This window comes from Carboxydothermus ferrireducens DSM 11255 (genome assembly GCF_000427565.1).
Classification (GTDB): domain Bacteria; phylum Bacillota; class Z-2901; order Carboxydothermales; family Carboxydothermaceae; genus Carboxydothermus; species Carboxydothermus hydrogenoformans.
The window spans coordinates 55,082-75,582 of the sequence record NZ_ATYG01000013.1 but is presented as its reverse complement, the minus strand read 5'-3'; the positions used below and the strand labels follow the sequence as shown (position 1 = coordinate 75,582).

Here is a 20,501-nt window from a genome sequence, read left to right as displayed (position 1 = left end):
TCAACCAAACGCACATATTCGTAATTCCCTGCTTTAACTACTTTAAGATGCATAGAAACCCCTCCAAAAAGGTTATCTATGCATATTGTACCATAAGTTATAAGCATAAATCTATATTTTCAAGGCTATATCTAAAAATAATTTGTCCCTACATTTTTGAAAGGTTTAAAAAATCGATGCAGTATTTTCAAGGGTTTGCGGGCTTTTTTAGGCCGTTTTTCGCAATTAACTGACAAACTCGGGATGTCCAATTTATTTTTATATTCTTTTAAAAGTAAAAAAGAAAATAAAAAAACACTAATTTATCTAAAAGCTTTAAGGACTAAAAAATTGCAACCAAAAAAAACATAGTAAAGTGGTTGAAAAATGTTGGACAGTGAGTACAATTAAAATAAACAATTTTCGTCTACAGTTATTTTTTGGTACCTGATGCTCCCATTCAGGGAAGGTTTTAGAGAGTAAGAATTTTGTAAGAAATAATCATTACAATGAAGTCATTCTTTTTATACGTGTAAAATATTATCTCAAGTTCGAGGGTTGATGGCCATTTTTTGATTTCAGGAAAGAAAGCCAGGAGTTACTGGTTGGTCTGAAAAGTCTCAATTAAAGCGGCCAGACAGGACAAAACCGGTAGAAAGTTTGTGTAGAATATCCGAAACTATAAAAATCTGTTTAAGCCCAAAAAGGACTGTACAAGATTTTGGATACTTACAATATTAGTTAAGACACAGAGGAGGAAGGAAATCTAACAATGAATGACAGGGAATTTCATCCCAGAAAAAAGGGAAATTTTATGGAAGAATCCCAGAAATCAATTACCTATCTTAAGCAAAAAGAAGAATTTCTAAGTAAAATTCTGGAAAACGAGCAGTTGTTAATAGTTGTTTGGACGCTGGAAAGTGGAGTAGTTTGGTTCAATAGATATACTCAGAATTTATTTGATATAGCGATAGAGGAACAATTAGAGAAGATAGATGTAAGTTTAATCATTCCGGAAAATTTAATTAGTTACATAAAAGAACAATTGGATGATACTGGAGAGAGAAGTTTTCGTTACATAGACGAAAAACCGATGGTTTTAAAGAACGGTAGAGAAATTTATATTATGTGGCATAATAGTATTTTCAGCGATGAGGAAGGGCATAAGTACATTGTTTCTACCGGGATAGACGTTACAGAATTAAAGAAAACCGAAAAGAGATTTGAAGAAGCAAATAGAAACCTTCTTGCTTTAAACGAGGAATTATTGGCTCAGCAGGAAGAGCTGTCGGCAATGAATGAAGAACTTATGGCTCGAGAAGAAGAAGTGAGACAGAACTTAATTGAAATACAAAGGCAGCAGGATGAATTGAAAAAAAGTGAAGAACGTTACAGATTGGTAGTTGAAGGAGCAAGCGACGGGCTATGGGACTGGGATTTGGAAACGGATACTGCCTACATCTCCGAAAGGTGGAGAGATCTTATTGGTTTTGATAAAGAAGTAATAAATAACTACTGTGAAACATGGATTAAATTTATCCATCCCAGAGATGTGAAAGCAGTAATTAATAATTTACGTAATCATTTAGAGAAAAAGACGCCATTTTACTTATGCGAATATAGAATCAAAACAAAGGACGGAAAATATATATGGATTTTAAGCAGAGGAAAGGCTTTATGGAATGAAGAGGGCAAAGCCATAAGAATGGCAGGATCGCACACGGATATTACTCAAAGAAAACAAATGGAAAGCAAATTAGAATACATGGCATTCCATGACCCTCTGACTAACCTACCGCGTCGGGATGTTTTTCTGGAGAGGCTCAAAGTTGCCATGGCAGATGCCAGAAGGAATGGGAAGAAACTTGCAGTGTTTTTTGTTGATCTTGATAATTTCAAAATTATCAACGACTCTTTGGGTCATCATACGGGAGACAGGCTATTGAAGAAGATTGCCAAGGAATTAACAAAGTGTGTGCGAGAAACAGATACAATATCCAGGGTTGGCGGTGATGAATTTATCATTTTACTGCCTGATGTAAATAGTATTGAGGATACGGATAAGGTTGCAAAAAGAATATTGGAATTATTTGACCAACCAATAAAACTCAATAATTATGAATTGCCTGTTACTATTAGTATTGGTATTGCCATCTATCCCGATCATGGAAAAAGTGAAAGAGCTATACTGAAGAATGCGGATATAGCTATGTACACGGCTAAAAGAAAAGGAAAAAATGGTTTCCAATATTTTGACATAGCAATGAAGAGCGAGGTAGAATTTGCTAATACAGTTAAAAGAGATTTAAGGTTGGCTTTGGAAAAAAATCAGTTCATTTTATATTATCAGCCCCTTATTGACCTAAAGACAGGTAAAATAGCGAGTATGGAGGCACTTTTGAGGTGGCAACATCCTAAAAAAGGAATGATTAGCCCTTTTCACTTTATTCCTATTGCTGAAGAGACCCGACAGATAATATCTATAGGTGAGTGGGTGTTAAGGACAGCTTGTAGACAAATGAAAGAATGGCTCGGTATGGGGTATTCGGGTTTCAGCGTTTCGGTAAATGTTTCTGTGCATCAGTTGGAGCAGCCTAATTTCGCGAAGGTTGTGTGTGATATCCTAAAAGAAATTGAACTTGAACCGAGATACCTGGAACTGGAGATTACTGAAACCGTCCTTATAGAAGCAGTGGAAACGGTGGTTGAAAACCTTTATCACTTGAAAAAAGCTGGGGTTAAAATAATAATAGATGATTTTGGCACTGAAAACAGTTCTTTTAGATATATGCAAAAATTTACGGTTGATGGTTTAAAAATTGACAGGTCGTTTGTGAATGGTATTAAGATAGATGTAAATAAGGCTATAATAGATGCGATTATTTTATTGGGACACAGGCTGAAACTACCTGTAACTGCTGAAGGGGTAGAAACCAGAGAGCAGCTTGAGTGTCTAATAGAGAGCGGGTGCGATAAAGTTCAAGGTTTTTATTTTAGCAAACCATTGCCTCCAGACGAGGTTATTCATCTGGTTCAAAAAGGGGACCAATATTTCTTGATTTCTCATAACGCACAAAAGTAGTGCCAGGATGAGGTCCGAGGTAAAACTACTTAATTTTATTGAAAGGAGTATTAGTTTTGACCATTAAGGTTAACTTTTTTAACTTTTTTAACTTAATAAAAAATATGTTTTCAGCTTTTGATGCTAACGAATTAGGCCTTAACAAACATCATTGGAAAGTTGCCTATGTTTCCTACTTAGTTGGTGATAAATTGGGACTTACAGAGTTTGAAAAAAACGACCTTATATATTTAGGAATGATTCATGATATTGGAGTTTTGCCTTGGGGCAAGGACGAGCAGCTTATTAACTTTTTTGAGGAAGAGGAGTTTGAACATTGCCTGCGGGGTTATAACTTTCTTAAAAACACGTATTTTGATCAATATGCTCCCGTTATTTTAAGCCATCACGATCATTTTCAAGGGAAAAATAAAACCGGGCTTGCTGGTAAGGAAATTCCGCTGTTTAGCCGGATAATTTATCTTGCTGACCGGGTAGCGTTTTTCTTTCAGGATAATATGCATCCCTTACTGGTGAAAGAGAAGGTAGTGGAAAAAATAGTTTCTGGTAAGAATATTCTTTTTGATCCAGAGATAGTAGATGTGTTTTTAGTGGTTGCAGAAACTGAGGATTTCTGGCTTACTTTAGGGGATGGGGATATTTTAAATCAATGCTTAAATATACATCCAGGCCAGCACAGGTGGCTGGAGCTTGATGAAGTGATAAGTATTGCGCAACTTTTTGCTAAAATCATTGACCATAAATCTCACTTCACATTTTACCATTCACAGCTTATAGCTGAAGTGGCAAAGTTTGCCGGAGAGATTTTTGGCTTTGACCTTGAAGTACGAAAAGCTTTAGAAGTAGCTGGACTTTTACATGATTTGGGAAAACTTACGGTGCCCGAAGAAATACTGGAAAAACCTGCGGCCCTTAGTCGGGAAGAGTTTAGCGTAATAAAACAGCATACTTTTTATACCTACTATTGGTTGATAGACGTTTTTCCTGAGGAGATTGTCCGCACCGCTGCTTTTCATCACGAGAAGCTTGATGGTAGTGGTTATCCTTTTAAGAAAAAAGGCGAAGAAATTTCTCTACAAGAACGGCTTTTAGGTGTAGTTGACATGTTTGTAGCTCTAACTGAAGACCGCCCCTACCGGAAGGGGTTAAAATACCGGGAGGTTAAAGAGATTTTATTTAACGAAGTTCGGGCCAACAGAATTGACCGAGAGTGTGTTAAAATACTTTTGGATAGTTATCCGGAGATTATTACTCGAATGCAAAGGGTTCTGGAAACTGAGGCAGGATAACTGACCTTTACAAAAAGGTCACAATATCGAGAGCTATTCTCTGGCCTATATACAAAAAATTTGAGCTAAGTAATTGACAAATAGTTTTATCCTTTATAGAATTAATTTCAAGTAAATAGCGAATAACGAAACACTCTTATCGAGAGCGGCGGAGGGACTGGCCCTATGAAGCCCGGCAACCGGCCTTTTTGGCAAAGGTGCCAAATCCTGCAGGAGGATAATCCTGAGAGATAAGAGGAGGAAACCAAAGCCTCTTCTTGTCGGAAGAGGTTTTTTTATTTAAACACCAAAATCAGGGGGGTTCTTTTTTTAGGCGTTTAGACGCAAAAATCAGAGCCGTCCCTAAAGTAGGCGGAAAGAAAGGAGAGATTGTAGTGAAATTTGCGACAAAAGCGCTTCACGCCGGACAAAAACCGGACAGGGAAACCAGAGCTCGGGCGGTTCCCATCTATCAAACTACCTCTTACGTATTTGAAAGCACCGAGCATGCTGCAGCATTATTTAATTTGGAAGGTGGCGGTTACATTTATACCCGCATTGACAACCCGACCACCGAAGTTTTGGAAAACCGCATTGCTGCTTTGGAAGGAGGTATTGGAGCTTTAGCGGTTGCTTCCGGTCAGGCGGCAATCACCTTTGCCCTTTTGAATCTTGCTTCTGCCGGGGATGAAATTGTTGCTTCTTCCAATCTTTATGGCGGAACTTATACCCTGTTGGCCAATACTTTTAAATCCTTTGGCATAAATGTCAGGTTTACCGAAAATGTTGAAGTGGAATCCTTTGAAAAATTAATCACCCCTAAAACCCGGGCCCTTTATGTGGAAACCATCGGCAATCCCGGACTTACCATTCCTGACTTTGAAGCTCTATCCAAACTTGCCCAGAGCTATAAAATACCGCTGGTGGTGGACAATACCTTTGCTACCCCTTACCTCTTTCGGCCTCTTGAACATGGGGCTAACATAGTTATTCACTCCCTTACCAAATTTATTGGCGGTCACGGGGTGGCGATAGGCGGAATCATTGTCGATGGCGGAAATTTTGACTGGAAAGCAGGGGGTTTTACCCAGTTTACCACTCCTGATCCCGCCTATCACGGCATGATTTATACCGAAAAGTTTGGGGCCGCGGCGTACATTGCCAGGGCCCGCACCCAGTTTTTGCGGGATATTGGCGCATCCCTTTCTCCTTTTAATGCGTTTTTGATACTACTTGGAGTAGAAACTTTGGAGCTCAGAATGAAGAAACATTCGGAAAATGCCCTTAAAATTGCTGAGTACTTAAAAGGGCACCCGAAAGTTACCTTTGTCAATTATCCGGGCCTTAGCGACCACCCTCACTATAACCGGGCTCAGAAATACTTTAAAAACGGATTTGGGGCCATGCTTACTTTTGGAGTAAAAGGTGGACGCGAAGCCGGGAAAAAAGTAATAGAAGGGGTAAAAATTTTCTCCCATCTCGCCAATGTGGGGGATGCTAAATCATTAATCATCCATCCAGCTTCTACCACCCACAGCCAGTTAAACAGTGAAGAACTTTTAAAGGCCGGAGTAACAGAAGATTTAATTCGTTTGTCCATTGGCATTGAAGACGTGGATGATTTAATCCAGGATTTAGATAATGCTTTAGCACAGGTGTAGGAGGAAAAATGAACGGTTCGGTTGGTATTGTGGAAACCAAGAAGGTTACTTTTCCGGAAATAACTTTAGAATGCGGCGAAAAAATTGCTCCGGTAACGGTAGCCTATGAGACTTACGGCGAACTGAACGAGCGGGGAGATAACGCGATTTTGATTTTACATGCCCTAACAGGAGATGCCCATGTAGCGGGAAAACACCGGCCGGAAGACAAAGTGGCCGGCTGGTGGGACCCCATGGTGGGACCGGGAAGGCCTTTTGACACCAATAAATACTTTATTGTTTGCTCCAACGTTTTAGGGGGATGCTACGGGACTACCGGGCCTTCTTCAATTAACCCCGCTACCGGGAAGCCCTGGGGCATGAGTTTTCCCATTATCACCATTAGAGACATGGTTAATCTTCAGTACATGCTGGTGCGCCACCTGGGGATTACGAAAATCCTGGCGGCGGTGGGCGGCTCCATGGGGGGTATGCAGGCTTTAGAGTGGGCTTACATGTATCCCGAGATGTTAAAAAGCGTGGTGGCCATTGCTACCAGTGCCCGCCTTTCCCCCTTTGGTATAGCTTTTAATGCGGTTGGCCGGGAAGCCATCATGACCGACCCCGAATGGCGTGGTGGAAATTATTACGGGTTTGAGGGCCCAAAAAGAGGATTGGCTTTGGCCAGGATGATTGGCATCATTACCTACAAAAGCGATATTTCCTGGCAGTACCGTTTTGGGCGAACCCATACTTATGAAACGGACCAGGAGCTTTTCAGTCATACTTCCCGCTTTGAAATTGAAAATTACCTTTACTATCAAGGGGATAAATTAGTAAAGCGGTTTGATGCCAATACTTATTTGTATCTCTTAAAGGCGATGGATTTGCATGACATAAGCCGCGGAAGGGGTCGCTACCGGGAAATTTTAAAGGAACTGAAAACGCCCCTGTTAGCTATTGGCATTGACACCGATTTTCTTTACCCAACCTATCAGCAAAAGGAAATTGTAGAAGCATTGAAGGAAGCCAAAAAAGAGGCTTATTACTGGGAACTTTCCTCTCCTCACGGCCACGATGCTTTTTTAATTGAGTTTTCCAAAATGTCGCCAATCTTAAGTAACTTTTTGGAGTATGTGGCTGGCCGGAGGGCGACAATTAACTTTTAAAGAAAACTATGGTAAGATAAAAGAAAAACAGAGGAGCAGGCAATGCGGTACGAGGAAATAAATTTAGGTTACGAAAAAAATCTGGTCAGGTATTATTTAACCGGGTACGACAGAGTAGCCAGGTTTTACCATTACAACCCCTGGAATACCCGAAGCTTTTATGATAGGGCAGATTATTTAAAAGATAAGAGTAATCCGGAAGCTCTCTATAATTTATTAAGCTCTTACCTGAAAGATTTTGCACTTGACCAAAAGGTTGTGGAAAATCTCGACAAAATCAAAAAGGGAGCATTTATCGTCTTAACCGGGCAGCAGCCGGGCTTTTTAACGGGACCCTTGTATTCCATATATAAAGCAGTTCATGCAATTATTGAAGCAAAACGACTAAGCGAATTGCTAAATCACGAAGTTGTGCCCCTCTTTTGGATTGGCAGTGAAGACCACGATGTGGAGGAAGTAAATTTTCTCTACTTCCCTGGAAAAGAGGGGCCGCAGGAAATAAAAATTGAATTTACTGACCTGCGAAAAATCCCGGCTGGACTGAGGCCAACCGAACCAGAGACTGTTGAAGCCATTGAAAAGTTCGAGAGCCTATTACCCAATTTTGATTACAAAGAAGAAGTTTTTACGGAAATTAAAAAAGCTTATCATTCGGCCAATTTAGGCCAGGCCTTTGCCCGCTTAATGTTAAAGCTTTTTGGTAAATACGGCCTTTTAGTTTATGATGGCCTAAATCCGGAATTTAAAAGGGTTACCAAAGACTATCTTAAAAATGCTTTTTTAAAGAGGGACGCTATTGAAAAGGCTTTATTTAAAGTATATACCGAGCAGCAAAGTCTTGGAATTGAGCCCCAGCTTGACCCCTGTCCTAACCACTGCAACATGTTTATCTTTAAAAACGATGAAAGAATTGCTTTGGAAGTGGCCGGGGAAAAGGTGGTAAGCCGGGATGGGGAAGTAAGCTTTACCCGGGAAGAGTTTTTGGAGTTTATGGAAAGATACCCGGAAAAGTTAAGTCCGAACCTGGTGGTCAGGACTTCCATCCAGTCGCTGGTTTTTCCGGTACTGGCTTATGTGGCTGGCCCTGGAGAAATCGGTTACTACGGCATGTTAAAAGAAGTGTATGAAATAATGGGTACCCAGATGCCGGTAATCCTACCCCGATTTACGGCAACTTTAATTGAGCCGCGGGTGGAGAAAGCTTTAAAAGAATTTGCCCTTTTACCGCAGGAAATTTATCAAGATTACGACGGGGTATTTTACCGGGTATTGGAGCGATTGGACAACCTTGGAATTGATGATACCTTTAAAGCCTTAAAAGAAAGTATCAATTCGGCTTACCAGACCATGCAGGAAAAACTTGCCCCACTGGGGGCGGATTTTCAAAAACTTACCGGAGAAAACTTAGGAAGGGTTATGGCCCAGGTGAAATACCTGGAGGAGCGGGCCCAAAAGTACCACCGGGAAAAGAACAGTAAACACATTGAAAAATTGCGGTATTTAAAAACTAACTTAATACCAGAAAACGAATGGCAGGAGCGGGTGTATAATATTTTTTACTACCTTGCCAAATACGGATTTGCTTTATTAGAAAAACTTCTGGAAATTTCCTTTAATCCCGGGAAGCATTATTTGCTATACCTGGAATAAGATAAGAGGTTTTGTGCACTTGACATGAAGCTGTTTTCTCTTTAAAATATAAGATGTCTCCAATGAATGTCGGGCTGTGGCGCAGCTTGGTAGCGCACTACCTTGGGGTGGTAGGGGCCGTGGGTTCAAATCCCGCCAGCCCGACCATTGAAAGTAAAGGCTCCCGTAATGGGGAGCTTTTTTGTTTACTGCATCCTGGTAGAGAATTAAGCCCATCCGGTAAACCGGGTGGGTTTTTTGTCGTGTTCCCGGCACGGGTGCAGACTCACTGGTGAAAGTCCCGAACGGCGGAGGTAGTAGTAGCCGTTAGTGCAGAGGAAAGTGATTTTTCTTAATTGACAAAAAAATTTAAAAATTATATTGACAAAAAATAAAAAAATGTATGAGTATAGTAAGAAAAGGGAATACATTCCTGAAAATGTAATTGAGGGCGGTGATACTGCAAAGTTTTTGAAATAAATTTCATTAAAATTTAAATTTGGGGTTATAATCACGACCCCAAGGGTGGTAATAAACCATTTGACGAAGCTGGAATATCACAGGATTATATGTGGTATTGCAAACAATACTTTACTGATATTATTTACTGGGTTTGGACAAAGAGTTGGTCAGTGGCAGATAATTTTTATCGCTATTTAATGAATAATCCTGCAGGGAATAAGGTGGGTGTTTGGTCACCTAGCCAAGCAGTCTAATACAAATAGCAGTTTAAGAGCAGGCAATGTTGTTTTTTATGATTGGAATAATGATGGGATAATGGTTCATGTTGGAAAATAGTGGATGAACAATTTAATTTTCTTCCTGGAGAAGGTCCATAAGGAAAAACTTAAATTATCTGGAGCATTTTAATCAGAAGAAATAAAGCCTATGGAATTTAAACGTAACAATACATAGAATTGACCGCATTTAGCTTACATTCTCTGGTAACGATTTTAGCTACCGATAATTAATTCTAATTATTGGAATGTTTTATCCTGCTTTTTAAAAATTTTTTGAAATATGCCGAATAAGAAACAAAAAATGGCCAATGGAGAATTTGAATGCTTTCCAAAGTACATACGATTGCCTTAAACGGCATTAACGGTGAAATAGTGGAAGTGGACATAAACCGCGGCCTTCCGGGGATGAAAATTAATTTAACAATTTGTTTATCTGCTGGATAAATGAATCAAAATCTCCAAGATTGTTTTGTAAGATTCTGTAAACTTCGATGTCATCAACTTCATCATAGAAATGAACTATGCGATTTCGAAATTTAGCCATTAACTTATATATGTCAGCGTCTTTTTTTGTTAATATTCCACCTTTATATAAAATTTCAAAAGTATCGCTGTAAGTTCTTGGAACTTCAAGTCCCCTTCGAGATATAATATGGTTACCTATATCGATCATAGCCTCAATAGCAGTTTGAAGATTGTATTTTGCGGAATCAAAGTATTTGAAATCAGATATAAATTCATTTACCGGGAGCTGAGCAAGGGTTTTTAATTTTGATAAGCTGTTTTCAATTACTCTGATTTTATCAAGAACCCTTTTTTTATCAATTTCAAGCATATTTATCTCTCAGTCCTTTCAAATAATCTTCATAAAATTTTTTTAATGTAATTCCATAATCTCCGTAGGCATTAAAAACTTTCTCCTTAAAATCTGCAAGGGCTATTTCATCAGTACAATATAAAAGGTCTCCTGTATATAATACTTGATGACAAATATCTAATGGGGATTTGTTTAAGTTGACAAGATCAATGTTATCCCGTCCGAAAATCTGGCTGATGTCAGATTCAATCTCAAGTTCTTCAAAAAGTGAAGGGCTATTTCTGAATAACATTGCTAAATCAATATCGCTGGTAATACGTTCAAGCTCGGTGCCATAAGATCCAAATATATATAGTGCTAAAATGTTTTTATTTTGTTCACAGTATTTTTTTAATTCTTCAATTTGCCCTTTAATATCATTCAAATTCCTTTTCATCTAAATCACCTGTAGTTAAAGTGAAAGAGTAAACCACCGGATTTCCTTTTTATTATACCAGAATTTTAGTGGTATTAAACAAAAATTTTCAAAAATATTCCAAATAATTTCGGGTTTGAGTCCATTAAAGTGAACATTTCTTACATTTCATTTCCAGAGCAGGCAGAACGAAGGGTAAGTTTGTTGGGGGAGTGGAATAAAAATGTGGGTTATTGAAAAAAGAGCATATTATTTCTTTGTAGTATTAATTTTACTAAGCCTTATTACCGGTTGTACTGAAACCGAAAATACCACAAAAAAACCGGTTACCGATAATAGAACGGTTAAAAACAAAGTATATAAAGATGATAAATCGGAAAGTCCAGAATTAAGTGACTTAGAAAAAAACTTAAAAGAGTTGGCGACAAGATATATATTGGCTAAGTATAAAGGTGATGAAAATACCTTACTTAAAATTACTAAAGAAAATGCTTATAAAGAAGTTATAAGTGGAGAACTGAAGCTTTTTAAGGAACATAAATTTGAAAAAATAGTTTCTTTTAAATTCCAAAAAAGCAATATAAAAGAAGAGAAAGAGATTATAGTAGCCGTGTCTTCTATTGCACCTGGTGCTCCAACTTCAACAATATATTATGAGCGTATTTGTTTCAAAAAAATAGGTGATAAATGGTTTATAACAAAAGTTCTAAGGGATGCATGAAAGAAGAGATGTGTTAACCCACAATTGGACACCTTCCCTGATATTCTAGTTTGAAAATGTTTAAGTTTTTGTAAGTGGTAAATGATACCACTAAGAAAAATCGAACATAATGGTAGCTAATGTTCTCGTATGGTCTTGGTATCAGGTAACAAATTTTGATATTGCACAATCAACTTATGCACTAACCTACTGTATTGTGATTGACATAATTATACAAGCTATTGTGGTTTTAACAGCTCAAGAGCTTGGGTTCTGTTCAATCAATTTCACGTCAAGCGATGTTATAAATTTTTGGGGTGTATAAATTTGAAAAAAAGATTTCTAATAATAGTAGTTTTTCTATTTATTATATTTATCTTTTTAGAGAACGGATGCTCTCAAAAGGCTGCGGTGAACCAAAATCCTCCATCTAATGAGGCAACAGGAGAATTTAATATAGAAGACAACGAAACCATAGAAGAAAACAAAAATCCTTATGCTGGTGCGATTATAACACTAAAGCCTCCTTTTGGAAGAATCGGAGATGTAGTTTTAATGGGTAATGATTTGTATATGTGTGTAAGTGATAATACAGAATTTGCAAAAAATATCATTAAATACAATTTGCAAACGAAGCAAACGGAAAAAATATTTATATCGGAATTTGATGATCCTTCGGTACAAAATCTTATGATAAATGACAAATGGCTTATCTGGACCGACTCAACTGCAGACGGGGTACTTCACCGAATTTACGTAAAGGATTTAAAAACAGGAAAAATAAAATTAATTGCAAAATTGGCCTTTAAGGGACTTACCCCAATTTCACCATTTTTGTATGAGGATTTTATTGCCTGGGTTGAACCCACCCGTTACGATGGCAAGTATTTTAACGGAAAAGTAGTGTTATATAATTTAAATAACCACAAAACAAAGGTTGTTGGTACAATTAGACAACTTGAATTATATAACAATTTTATTTACATTAATGACAACAAAATACTTTGGACTGACTCGTACGATGGTAAAGGATATTATAAGTTTTATGATTTAAAAACAAACAAAATAAAAACCTATGAGTCGAAATATTTATACCCGGGATATGCGGAATTTGCCGGGAATAAAATTTATTCCCTAAATTTTAATAACATTAGAGACTGGACTTCTCATAAATTTGAAGAGTATGATATTAAAAATAATACATACACAATTATTACGGGTCACATAACCAGGTTTAGGTTAGGGAAAAAATATATTCTGGTAATGAACAGTCAAAGTGATTTAGAATTGTATTCTATGGATAAACTGGAAAGAATACCGCTCGAAATAAGAGTTGATTCAATTATTGAATGTAATGGCAAGCTTGTGGCAACATTTGATGAGATAGATCTGACTACAACCATATATATTATTGATTTAGAAAAAATTAAATCAAAGGGTTAAGCCATCTGACAAGTGTGGTTCAAATCCCGTCAGCCCGACCATTGAAAGTAAAAGCTCCCGTAAGTGGGAGCTTTTTTGTTTACTGCATCCTGGAGAGATTTAAGCCCATCCGGTAAATAGGATGGGGTTTTTTTTAACGATAAAACTATTGGCAAACATTAAGGTTTTTTATGACCGATTGGGCAGGAAAAAAAGAAAACCTGCCGAAATAAAACACTGTTACCGATGTAACTCCGGGAAAATAAAAGGGGAACGGTTTAAATTATATTTTGGAAAGATTACAAATATTCAAAAGAAATACATTTTAAGAAAATTAAGCCAATGGTTAAGGGGGGGAGGAAGCGGTAGATAGTAAAAAGGTTTTTCTTTTGGTGGCTAAGTGCATCTTAAAAACAGGGAAATAAAAAGTTTTAAGGAGGTATTTATTTATGTCTATGTTAGACAAAACCTGTAACGAATTTTTAGAAGCTTTAGCATCTAAAGCTCCTGTGCCCGGTGGCGGTGGAGCGGCTGCTCTCGGTGGAGCGATTGGTATGGCTCTTTCCAACATGGTGGGGAACTTAACAGTGGGCAAAAAGAAGTACGCCGATGTGGAGGACGAAGTAAAGGAACTCATCGAACGGGGAACCCAAATTATTGAAGAGCTAAAGAGCCTGGTTGACAAAGATGCCGAAGTATTTGAGCCTCTATCCAAAGCCTATGGTCTTCCGGCGGAAACGGAAGAGCAGAAAAAAATCAAAGAAGAAACCCTGGAGAAATGTTCCAAAGATGCCTGCTCGGTTCCCATGGAAATTATGCGCAAAGCTTTTGAAGGGATTAAAATCCACCAGCGCATGGGGCAGATTGGCTCCAAACTGGCCATTTCCGATGTAGGCTGCGGGGTGGTATTCCTTAAATCGGCCCTTATTAGCGGTATGCTCAATGTTTTAATTAACCTGAACACCATCAAGGACCAGGAATTTGTGGAAAAAACAAAAGCGGAGATGGAACAGTTATTAAATGAAGGCAGCAAAATTGCCGATGAGACTCTGGAGTTAGTGATAAATCAAATTAAAAAATAAATCATTATTAATTTTTTGGGGGAATTAGTAGCAAAGGGGGAGAAAAAAATGGCAGAAAGACTTACCGGTAAACCGGTGGCCGATGCAATTAAAGAAGAGTTAAAAGGAAAGGTAGCCAATTTAAAGGCTAAGGGGATTGTGCCGAAACTTGGCATTGTCCGGGTTGGAGCCCGGCCCGATGACCTCTACTATGAGGGCGGAGCCAAGAAAACCTGTGAATCTATCGGCATGGATTACGAGGTGTTTGAATATCCCCAGGATATCGATCAGGAGTCCTTTGAAAAAGCCATTACCGAGATTGGAGCAAGGAAGGATATCCACGGTATTCTCATGTTTAGCCCGCTGCCCAAACATTTAAACGAGCGGAAAATTCGCTCCCTGATTCCCGTGGAAAAGGATGTAGATTCTCTTACGCTGGGCAGTGCCGGTAAAGTTTTTGCCGATGACCCTACCGGTTTTCCGCCCTGTACGCCTACGGCGGTCTTGGAAATACTTAAATATTACAACATACCTTTGGAGGGTAAAAGAGCGGTTGTCCTTGGTCGTTCTCTGGTGGTGGGCAAACCGGCGGCTATTCTTCTTCTGCGGGAAAATGCTACCGTCACCATCTGCCATTCCCGCACCAAGAATCTACCGGAAGTGTGCCGGGAAGCGGATATTTTGGTGGCGGCGGTGGGCCGGGCCAAGATGGTAAAAGAAGATTATGTCAAGCCCGGGATGGTGGTAATTGACGTAGGAATTAACGAGGATCCGGACAAACCCGGCAAGTACTGCGGCGATGTGGATTTTGACAAAGTAGAGCCGATTGTTGACAAGATTACCCCGGTTCCCGGTGGCGTGGGATCGGTAACGACGGCGGTACTGTGCAAGCACACCGTTAAGGCTTGTGAAATTTTAAATGGCCTGGTTTAAAACTAAAAAGTTGTTTATTAAGTCCCTGGTTTAAATTTAAGACCAGGGGCTTTAAAATTTTACCCAAAGCCACTTCTAAATGTTGTAAAATTTTAAAAAATATAATAAATTTATCATAAGTAAAGGTGTAAGAATTTGGGGCGGTTTGAAAAAGTTAATGGTGTTTGTAAAATTGGGTGGCTTTGGGAGCAATGATTTTTACAATAGAGGGCAAAGGTGGTGTTTATGTATTTTCCATCTAAAAAAAGCGTGATTTTTGGGGGATTAATGTGGGGTGGGTTAACTATTGGTCTTATAGCTGTAATTTCTGAAATGGATTGGGTTGGAACAGTAATAATTTCAATAAGTTTAGTATTCTGGGGTTGGGTTTGGTTCAGTACTGGCTATAAAATAGACGAAAACTTTTTGGTAATAAAATCAGGTCCTATTAAAGCGAAAATTCCAATTAAAGAAATTACTAAAATTTATAAAACGCGCAATCCAGTCTCTTCAGCCGCGCTTTCTTTAGACCGTCTGGCTATTGTTTTTGGGAAAAATTATGATGAAGTAATTATTTCACCGGTGGATGAGGACAAATTTATTAATGAGCTTAGAAAAATAAATTCTAAAATTATTGTTGCAAAGTGAGGTGTTCTATACTAAGTAGAATGGATAATTTTAAAATATTAAAAACCTTCTTAATAATTACTACTTTACTAATTATTTTAACCTTTTCAGTATTTGTTTATACTTTAGCTTTACAAAATAATAAGTATCAATCTATAAGTGAAAATTTAGCAACAGGTTATGCCAAAATGCTGTCCGGGGACATGATTGGTTTGGTTGAGCTTTTAGAGCGAGCGGAAAAGAAAAATTTTGCTGATGTTAATGATTTATGGGGAATTTATTTAGCTTTAAAAGATGCGGAACTTATGGCCCAGGGCATTTTGAACCTAAATCCCTTATTAAAAAATGAAACCGTTGACATCCTTAGTAAAACACGTTTTGAAGTGTTTAGAGAGGATTTACGTCAAAGGCTGTTTGATTTTTCCGATTATATTAATAATCGCTCTAAAGGATTACCAGTGGATAAGGAAGAAATAAAAAAATTTAAGGAAAAAATTATAAAAGCCCAATTCCCAACCCAGGGCCAATTTAGCTGGGAGGAATTCAGCGCGGCAGTTAGTCGTTATTTTAAAAACTAAATCAGATACCGTCCAACTTACCGGTAAATCTGCCCGGGAGTACTTAAGTGGCTTAAATTATGCCGATTAGTTTTGAGTATAAACCTATCCCCTCTGGGATAGTTTTTTTAATAAATTTGGGTAAAAAATTTTCGTAAAGCAAAATTAGATAATTTTTAATTACTAATACCAGTAGGAACATGTGATAATAATAACATTTCGCAATATTGCAACTTTTTTGAAATAATTGTAAAATACTTAAAAAAAGAAAAAGAGGTAATTATATGGAGAAAAGGAGTGGGAAATTAATAACAAAACCCAAAGACCAGATGGGTTTTCCCCTGAGTGCAAAAATTGTTTTTTTAATAAACGTTATTTTTACCATTGCTGCTTTTATTCTGTTTCCAACGCGTCTGGGGGATGAGCTACCCCTTTGGGTTTTTTTGTTGATTCCCATGTTTTTATTACCGCTCTACCTTGGCTGGAGTGGATTCTGGTTATACGTAGGTTACCTTATTGTTGTTTATGTTGCAGCGCATCTTTCCGGGATTTTGGGAGTAGAGTTCCATACTTTTTTAGAGATGTTTTCCTTAACTTCCGGTGCTTTTACCTACCTTCTTTACCTTGAAAAATACCGGCAAAATTACCTCTATTTTTTCAAAACCGTAGCGCAATCGCCAAATGTCGTGATAATTTTTGATGAAAAGGGCAATATCATTTACTTGAACAAAAAAGCTATGGAAGTTATTGGCCCGGAAGCGGAAAAGTACCTTAATGAGAACCTTAACAACCTTTCCCATGCGGTTTTAAGACGTTTAGAGGTGGTAAGAAAAGCTTTAGCTACCGGATCTCCTATTATGAACGAAACAATTAATATTAAGTTAAACGGGAAAAAATATTCTTTTTTGGTTGATGTCCAGTTTTATGACTTTCCAGGGAAAGGGCGCGAACTGTTTTTAATTGCCCGGGATATTACCAGGATGATTGAATTAGAAGAAAAGCTGAAAGCAACGATTGCCGAACTGGAAGGGATGGTGGTTAAAGATCCCCTTACCAAACTTTATAATTACAGCTACCTCATGGAGCAGTTAGAAGTATCCCTGAAATTTGCCGAAAAATATGGGAATAAGATTGCTTTAATCCTTCTCGATTTGGATGAATTTGGCCGGTATAACGATGCTTTCGGTATAAAAGCTGGAGATGAGCTACTTTGTGTAATTGCTGAAAAGTTGAAGGAGATAAAACCGCACCGGTCTTTCCTGGCAAGGCTGGGGGGCGATGAATTTGCTTTTTTAATTCCCGATTATAATAATATTGAGGAGGCTTTTTCCTTTGCGGAAAAGGTGCAGAAGTTTTTAAGTGAAATAGATTTTCCCGGAAGGGAAGTATTTCCTAAAGGAGTAGTTGCTGCTTCCCTTGGCATTGCCTTTTATCCCGAAAATGGTAAGACAGCAGAAGAGTTGATGAATAAAGCCAGAGATGCTCTGTATCAGGCCAAGCAGTTTGGGAAGAACATTACCAGAAGCTATTTTTCCGTTTTAGAAGAGCTTTCCCGTAAAAGTGGTGTAGTTAACGAGGAAATTATTGTGTCTTTAAAAACCATTATTTCCATAATTAACTCCCGGGATAAGTACACTTACGGGCATACCGAAAGGGTGGCCGAGTATGCTGAGGCGCTGGCTCTGGAACTGGGCCTTCCAGCGGAAAAGGTCGAGGAGATTAAGCTTGGAGCATTTTTCCATGATGTTGGTAAAATAGAAATTCCCGGGGAGGTGTTAAGGAAAAAGACACCTTTAACGGGCGAAGAATGGGAGCTTTTAAAGCAGCATCCGGTTTTTGGGGTGGAGTTGATCCAGCCTTTAAAAATTTATGATAAATATTTGCCGTATATTTTATACCATCATGAGCGTTATGATGGCAAAGGTTATCCCTATGGTTTAAAAGGAGAAGAAATACCTTTAGGGGTCAGAATATTGACCCTGGCCGATTCTTTTGATGCCATGACTACCGACCGGCCATATAAAAAAGGTAAAACTCTTGATGAAGCAATTGAGGAATTACAGCGTTGTGCGGGAACCCAGTTTGACCCTGAACTTACGAAAGTATTTATTAAATACTTGAAACGTGAACGCCTTTTGGGTGATCATGCCCGGCAAACCGGTTAACCGGGCTTTTTTTTTATTTAAAATTATGATACAATTTTCAAGGATTGGGGTGGAAAAATGAAAATACTGGTTTTAAACGGACCGAATTTAAATCTTCTGGGAATTAGGGAACCGGAAATTTACGGCAAGGTAAGTTTAGAAGAAATAGAAAAGGACCTTACCGGTTTTGCCGAAAATCAAGGTGTGGAAATTATTTTTTACCAGAAAAACGGTGAGGGGGAGTTAATAGATCTTATTCACCGGTATTACCGGGAAATAGACGGGATTTTAATAAATCCCGGTGCTTATACCCATTACAGCATTGCTTTAAGGGATGCTTTGCTGGCGGTAGGAAAGCCGGCGGTGGAGGTCCACCTTTCCAATCTTTATAAAAGGGAAGAGTTCCGGCAACATTCGGTTACCGCTGGTGCTTGTATCGGCTACATTGCCGGCTTCGGGGTGGATAGCTATCGCCTTGGCTTAATAGCGTTAATTGATTATTTAAAAAGGCGGGATAAAGATGGAGCGAGTGGAAAAGCTTAAAAAAAAGCTTTTAAAAGAAGGAATTAACGCCTATTTTATCACCAAAAGAGAAAATGTGCGCTACATAGCAGGCTTCACCGGAAGTTCCGGTGCGGTGTTGATTACTCCCGAGAAAAATTATTTTATAACCGATTTTCGCTATGTGGAACAGGCGACCAAGCAATGCCCGGGATTTATCATAGAAAAACACGAAGACACGATTTATTCCCGGGTAGCCGAGCTTTTAAAGGGATTAAAAATCGATACTTTGCATTTTGAAGGAGATGCCCTGACTTTTAAAGATTACCGGGAACTTTCCGAAAAAGCTTCAGGGGTGAATCTGGTAAGTTTACCGGAAATAGTGGATGAACTCCGGGAAATTAAGGATAAAGATGAAGTTGAAATCATTAAAAAAGCCTGTGCCGTTGCCGATGCGGCCTTCAACCACCTTTTAAAAAAGTTAACTCCGGGTATGAGCGAAAAGGAAGTGGCCTGGGAGTTAGAGAAGTTTATGCGGGAAGCGGGAGCGGAAGATATAGCCTTTGAAACCATTGTTGCGTCCGGAGAGCGTGGCGCCCTGCCCCACGGAGTGGCATCGGAGAAAAAAATTACTTCCGGGGAAATGGTTACTCTGGATTTTGGGGCAAAATACCAGGGGTATCATTCCGATATTACCCGGACGGTAGCGATAGGTGAACCTTCGGAAAAAATGCTTGAAATATATGATGTAGTTTTGGAAGCTCAGGAAGCGGCTTTACAAGCCGTCCGCCCGGGAGCGCTGGCGGTAGATGTGGACCGGGTGGCCCGGGATATTATCGCCAAAGCAGGATATGCCGAGTATTTTGGCCACGGTTTAGGCCACGGGGTAGGCTTAAATATCCATGAAGGTCCACGCCTTTCTCCTAAAGGGAAGGCGGTTTTACAGCCGGGGATGGTGGTAACTATCGAGCCGGGTATTTATCTCCCCGGTAGCGGGGGGGTACGGATAGAAGATACGGTATTGGTTACCGAAAACGGCTGTGAAGTTTTAACCCGTTCTCCCAAAAATTTAATTATACTCTAAGATTTCTCAAATAAAAATTAGAATTAAGGAGGTTCTGGGATGATTTCAACCAACGATTTTCGTACCGGGCTTACCATTGAATTGGATGGAGAGGTATATCAGGTAATTGAATTTCAGCATGTTAAGCCCGGAAAAGGTAGCCCTTTTGTCAGGTCCAAGCTTCGGAACTTAATGACCGGTGCCGTAATTGAAAAAACTTTTAACGCCGGTGAAAAAGTTCCCAAAGCCCACGTAGACCGTCGGGAAGTGCAGTATCTCTACAATGATGGCGATAATTTCTACTGCATGGATATGGAAACCTATGACCAGTTTCCGCTGACCAAAGAGCAGTTTGGTGATGCCATTAATTACGTTAAAGAAAACACCAACCTCTGGGTACTGTTTTTCAAAGACAAGGTTATCGGGGTGGAATTACCCAACTTTGTTGAACTGAAAGTAATCGACACCCCTCCGGGAATTAAAGGAGATACTGCTTCCGGTGGCAGCAAACCGGCAACTTTAGAAACCGGCTACGTGGTTCAGGTTCCGTTCTTTGTGGAAGTGGGCGATGTACTGCAAATTGACACCCGTACCGGCCAGTATATTAAAAGAGTTTAACTTACAGGCGCACCAAAAGGTGCGCTTTTATAATTTATTACATTAAAGTTTTGCGTAACTTGTAATTAACTACCAATTTCAAAGCCCCGGCTAAGGAAGGAATTTCCTGTTTTTTGTCGAAGAAACTTAAGATGTAATATAATTAGGTTCAGGATAT

General features: G+C 38.9%; 18 protein-coding genes, 1 tRNA gene and 1 riboswitch. Of the genes, 17 read left to right on the top strand and 2 right to left on the bottom strand.

What is annotated here, in order from left to right; genetic code table 11:
* Positions 1-751: 751 nt before the first annotated feature.
* The 7 genes from CARFE_RS0105760 to CARFE_RS16690 all read left to right on the top strand — a co-directional run bounded on the left by CARFE_RS0105760 (position 752) and on the right by CARFE_RS16690 (position 9,951).
* Positions 752-3,061: an EAL domain-containing protein gene (locus CARFE_RS0105760; RefSeq protein WP_028052061.1), complete on the top strand. Its 2,310-nt coding sequence runs from the start codon at positions 752-754 to the stop codon at positions 3,059-3,061.
* Positions 3,062-3,117: 56 nt separating this feature from the next.
* On the top strand, positions 3,118-4,350 hold the full coding sequence (locus tag CARFE_RS14435) for an HD-GYP domain-containing protein (protein ID WP_051250187.1): 1,233 nt from the start codon (positions 3,118-3,120) through the stop codon (positions 4,348-4,350).
* Positions 4,351-4,483: 133 nt separating this feature from the next.
* Positions 4,484-4,587, top strand: a riboswitch (SAM riboswitch).
* 137 nt (positions 4,588-4,724) lie between these two features.
* Entirely contained in the window at positions 4,725-5,990 is a 1,266-nt protein-coding gene (locus tag CARFE_RS0105750) for an O-acetylhomoserine aminocarboxypropyltransferase/cysteine synthase family protein (RefSeq protein ID WP_028052060.1), read from the top strand.
* Between the two features lie 8 nt (positions 5,991-5,998).
* A complete protein-coding gene (gene metX / locus CARFE_RS0105745; RefSeq protein ID WP_028052059.1) occupies positions 5,999-7,138 on the top strand; it encodes a homoserine O-acetyltransferase MetX in 1,140 nt (379 codons plus the stop codon).
* A gap of 42 nt (positions 7,139-7,180) precedes the next feature.
* Positions 7,181-8,788: a bacillithiol biosynthesis cysteine-adding enzyme BshC gene (bshC, locus tag CARFE_RS0105740; protein WP_028052058.1), complete on the top strand. Its 1,608-nt coding sequence runs from the start codon at positions 7,181-7,183 to the stop codon at positions 8,786-8,788.
* A 70-nt stretch (positions 8,789-8,858) separates the two neighbouring features.
* Positions 8,859-8,935, top strand: a tRNA-Pro gene (locus tag CARFE_RS0105735).
* An 893-nt stretch (positions 8,936-9,828) separates the two neighbouring features.
* Positions 9,829-9,951: a hypothetical protein gene (locus tag CARFE_RS16690; RefSeq protein ID WP_257020548.1), complete on the top strand. Its 123-nt coding sequence runs from the start codon at positions 9,829-9,831 to the stop codon at positions 9,949-9,951.
* Here the strand turns inward: CARFE_RS16690 and hepT are convergent.
* Both hepT and mntA read right to left on the bottom strand, forming a co-directional pair.
* On the bottom strand, positions 9,920-10,342 hold the full coding sequence (hepT, locus tag CARFE_RS0105720; RefSeq protein WP_028052057.1) for a type VII toxin-antitoxin system HepT family RNase toxin: 423 nt from the start codon (positions 10,340-10,342) through the stop codon (positions 9,920-9,922). The genes CARFE_RS16690 and hepT overlap by 32 nt on opposite strands.
* The gene (mntA, locus tag CARFE_RS0105715; RefSeq protein ID WP_028052056.1) at positions 10,335-10,760 is read right to left on the bottom strand and encodes a type VII toxin-antitoxin system MntA family adenylyltransferase antitoxin; all 426 of its coding nucleotides are present in this window, start codon (positions 10,758-10,760) and stop codon (positions 10,335-10,337) included. The genes hepT and mntA overlap by 8 nt, the downstream gene beginning before the upstream one ends.
* A 202-nt stretch (positions 10,761-10,962) precedes the next feature.
* On the opposite strand from mntA, the gene CARFE_RS0105710 reads away from it, so the two are divergent.
* The 10 genes from CARFE_RS0105710 (at position 10,963) to efp (ending at position 20,344) form a co-directional block, all read left to right on the top strand.
* Complete coding sequence (locus CARFE_RS0105710; RefSeq protein ID WP_028052055.1) at positions 10,963-11,460, top strand: hypothetical protein; 498 nt, start codon at positions 10,963-10,965, stop codon at positions 11,458-11,460.
* 306 nt (positions 11,461-11,766) lie between these two features.
* On the top strand, positions 11,767-12,882 hold the full coding sequence (locus CARFE_RS0105705) for a hypothetical protein (RefSeq protein WP_028052054.1): 1,116 nt from the start codon (positions 11,767-11,769) through the stop codon (positions 12,880-12,882).
* A gap of 428 nt (positions 12,883-13,310) precedes the next feature.
* The gene (locus CARFE_RS0105695; RefSeq protein ID WP_028052052.1) at positions 13,311-13,943 is read left to right on the top strand and encodes a cyclodeaminase/cyclohydrolase family protein; all 633 of its coding nucleotides are present in this window, start codon (positions 13,311-13,313) and stop codon (positions 13,941-13,943) included.
* Positions 13,944-13,991: 48 nt separating this feature from the next.
* Positions 13,992-14,855, top strand: a complete 864-nt coding sequence (locus CARFE_RS0105690) for a bifunctional 5,10-methylenetetrahydrofolate dehydrogenase/5,10-methenyltetrahydrofolate cyclohydrolase (protein WP_028052051.1) — start codon at positions 13,992-13,994, stop codon at positions 14,853-14,855.
* A gap of 225 nt (positions 14,856-15,080) precedes the next feature.
* A complete protein-coding gene (locus CARFE_RS0105685; protein WP_028052050.1) occupies positions 15,081-15,482 on the top strand; it encodes a PH domain-containing protein in 402 nt (133 codons plus the stop codon).
* A 20-nt stretch (positions 15,483-15,502) separates the two neighbouring features.
* Positions 15,503-16,039, top strand: coding sequence for a hypothetical protein (locus tag CARFE_RS0105680; RefSeq protein ID WP_028052049.1), 537 nt, complete (start codon positions 15,503-15,505; stop codon positions 16,037-16,039).
* 263 nt (positions 16,040-16,302) lie between these two features.
* Positions 16,303-18,183, top strand: a complete 1,881-nt coding sequence (locus tag CARFE_RS15525) for an HD domain-containing phosphohydrolase (RefSeq protein WP_051250186.1) — start codon at positions 16,303-16,305, stop codon at positions 18,181-18,183.
* A gap of 57 nt (positions 18,184-18,240) precedes the next feature.
* Positions 18,241-18,705, top strand: a complete 465-nt coding sequence (aroQ, locus tag CARFE_RS0105665; RefSeq protein ID WP_028052048.1) for a type II 3-dehydroquinate dehydratase — start codon at positions 18,241-18,243, stop codon at positions 18,703-18,705.
* The gene (locus CARFE_RS0105660; protein ID WP_028052047.1) at positions 18,683-19,747 is read left to right on the top strand and encodes a M24 family metallopeptidase; all 1,065 of its coding nucleotides are present in this window, start codon (positions 18,683-18,685) and stop codon (positions 19,745-19,747) included. The genes aroQ and CARFE_RS0105660 overlap by 23 nt, the downstream gene beginning before the upstream one ends.
* A gap of 39 nt (positions 19,748-19,786) precedes the next feature.
* Positions 19,787-20,344, top strand: coding sequence for an elongation factor P (gene efp, locus CARFE_RS0105655; RefSeq protein ID WP_011344766.1), 558 nt, complete (start codon positions 19,787-19,789; stop codon positions 20,342-20,344).
* Positions 20,345-20,501 lie beyond the last annotated feature (157 nt).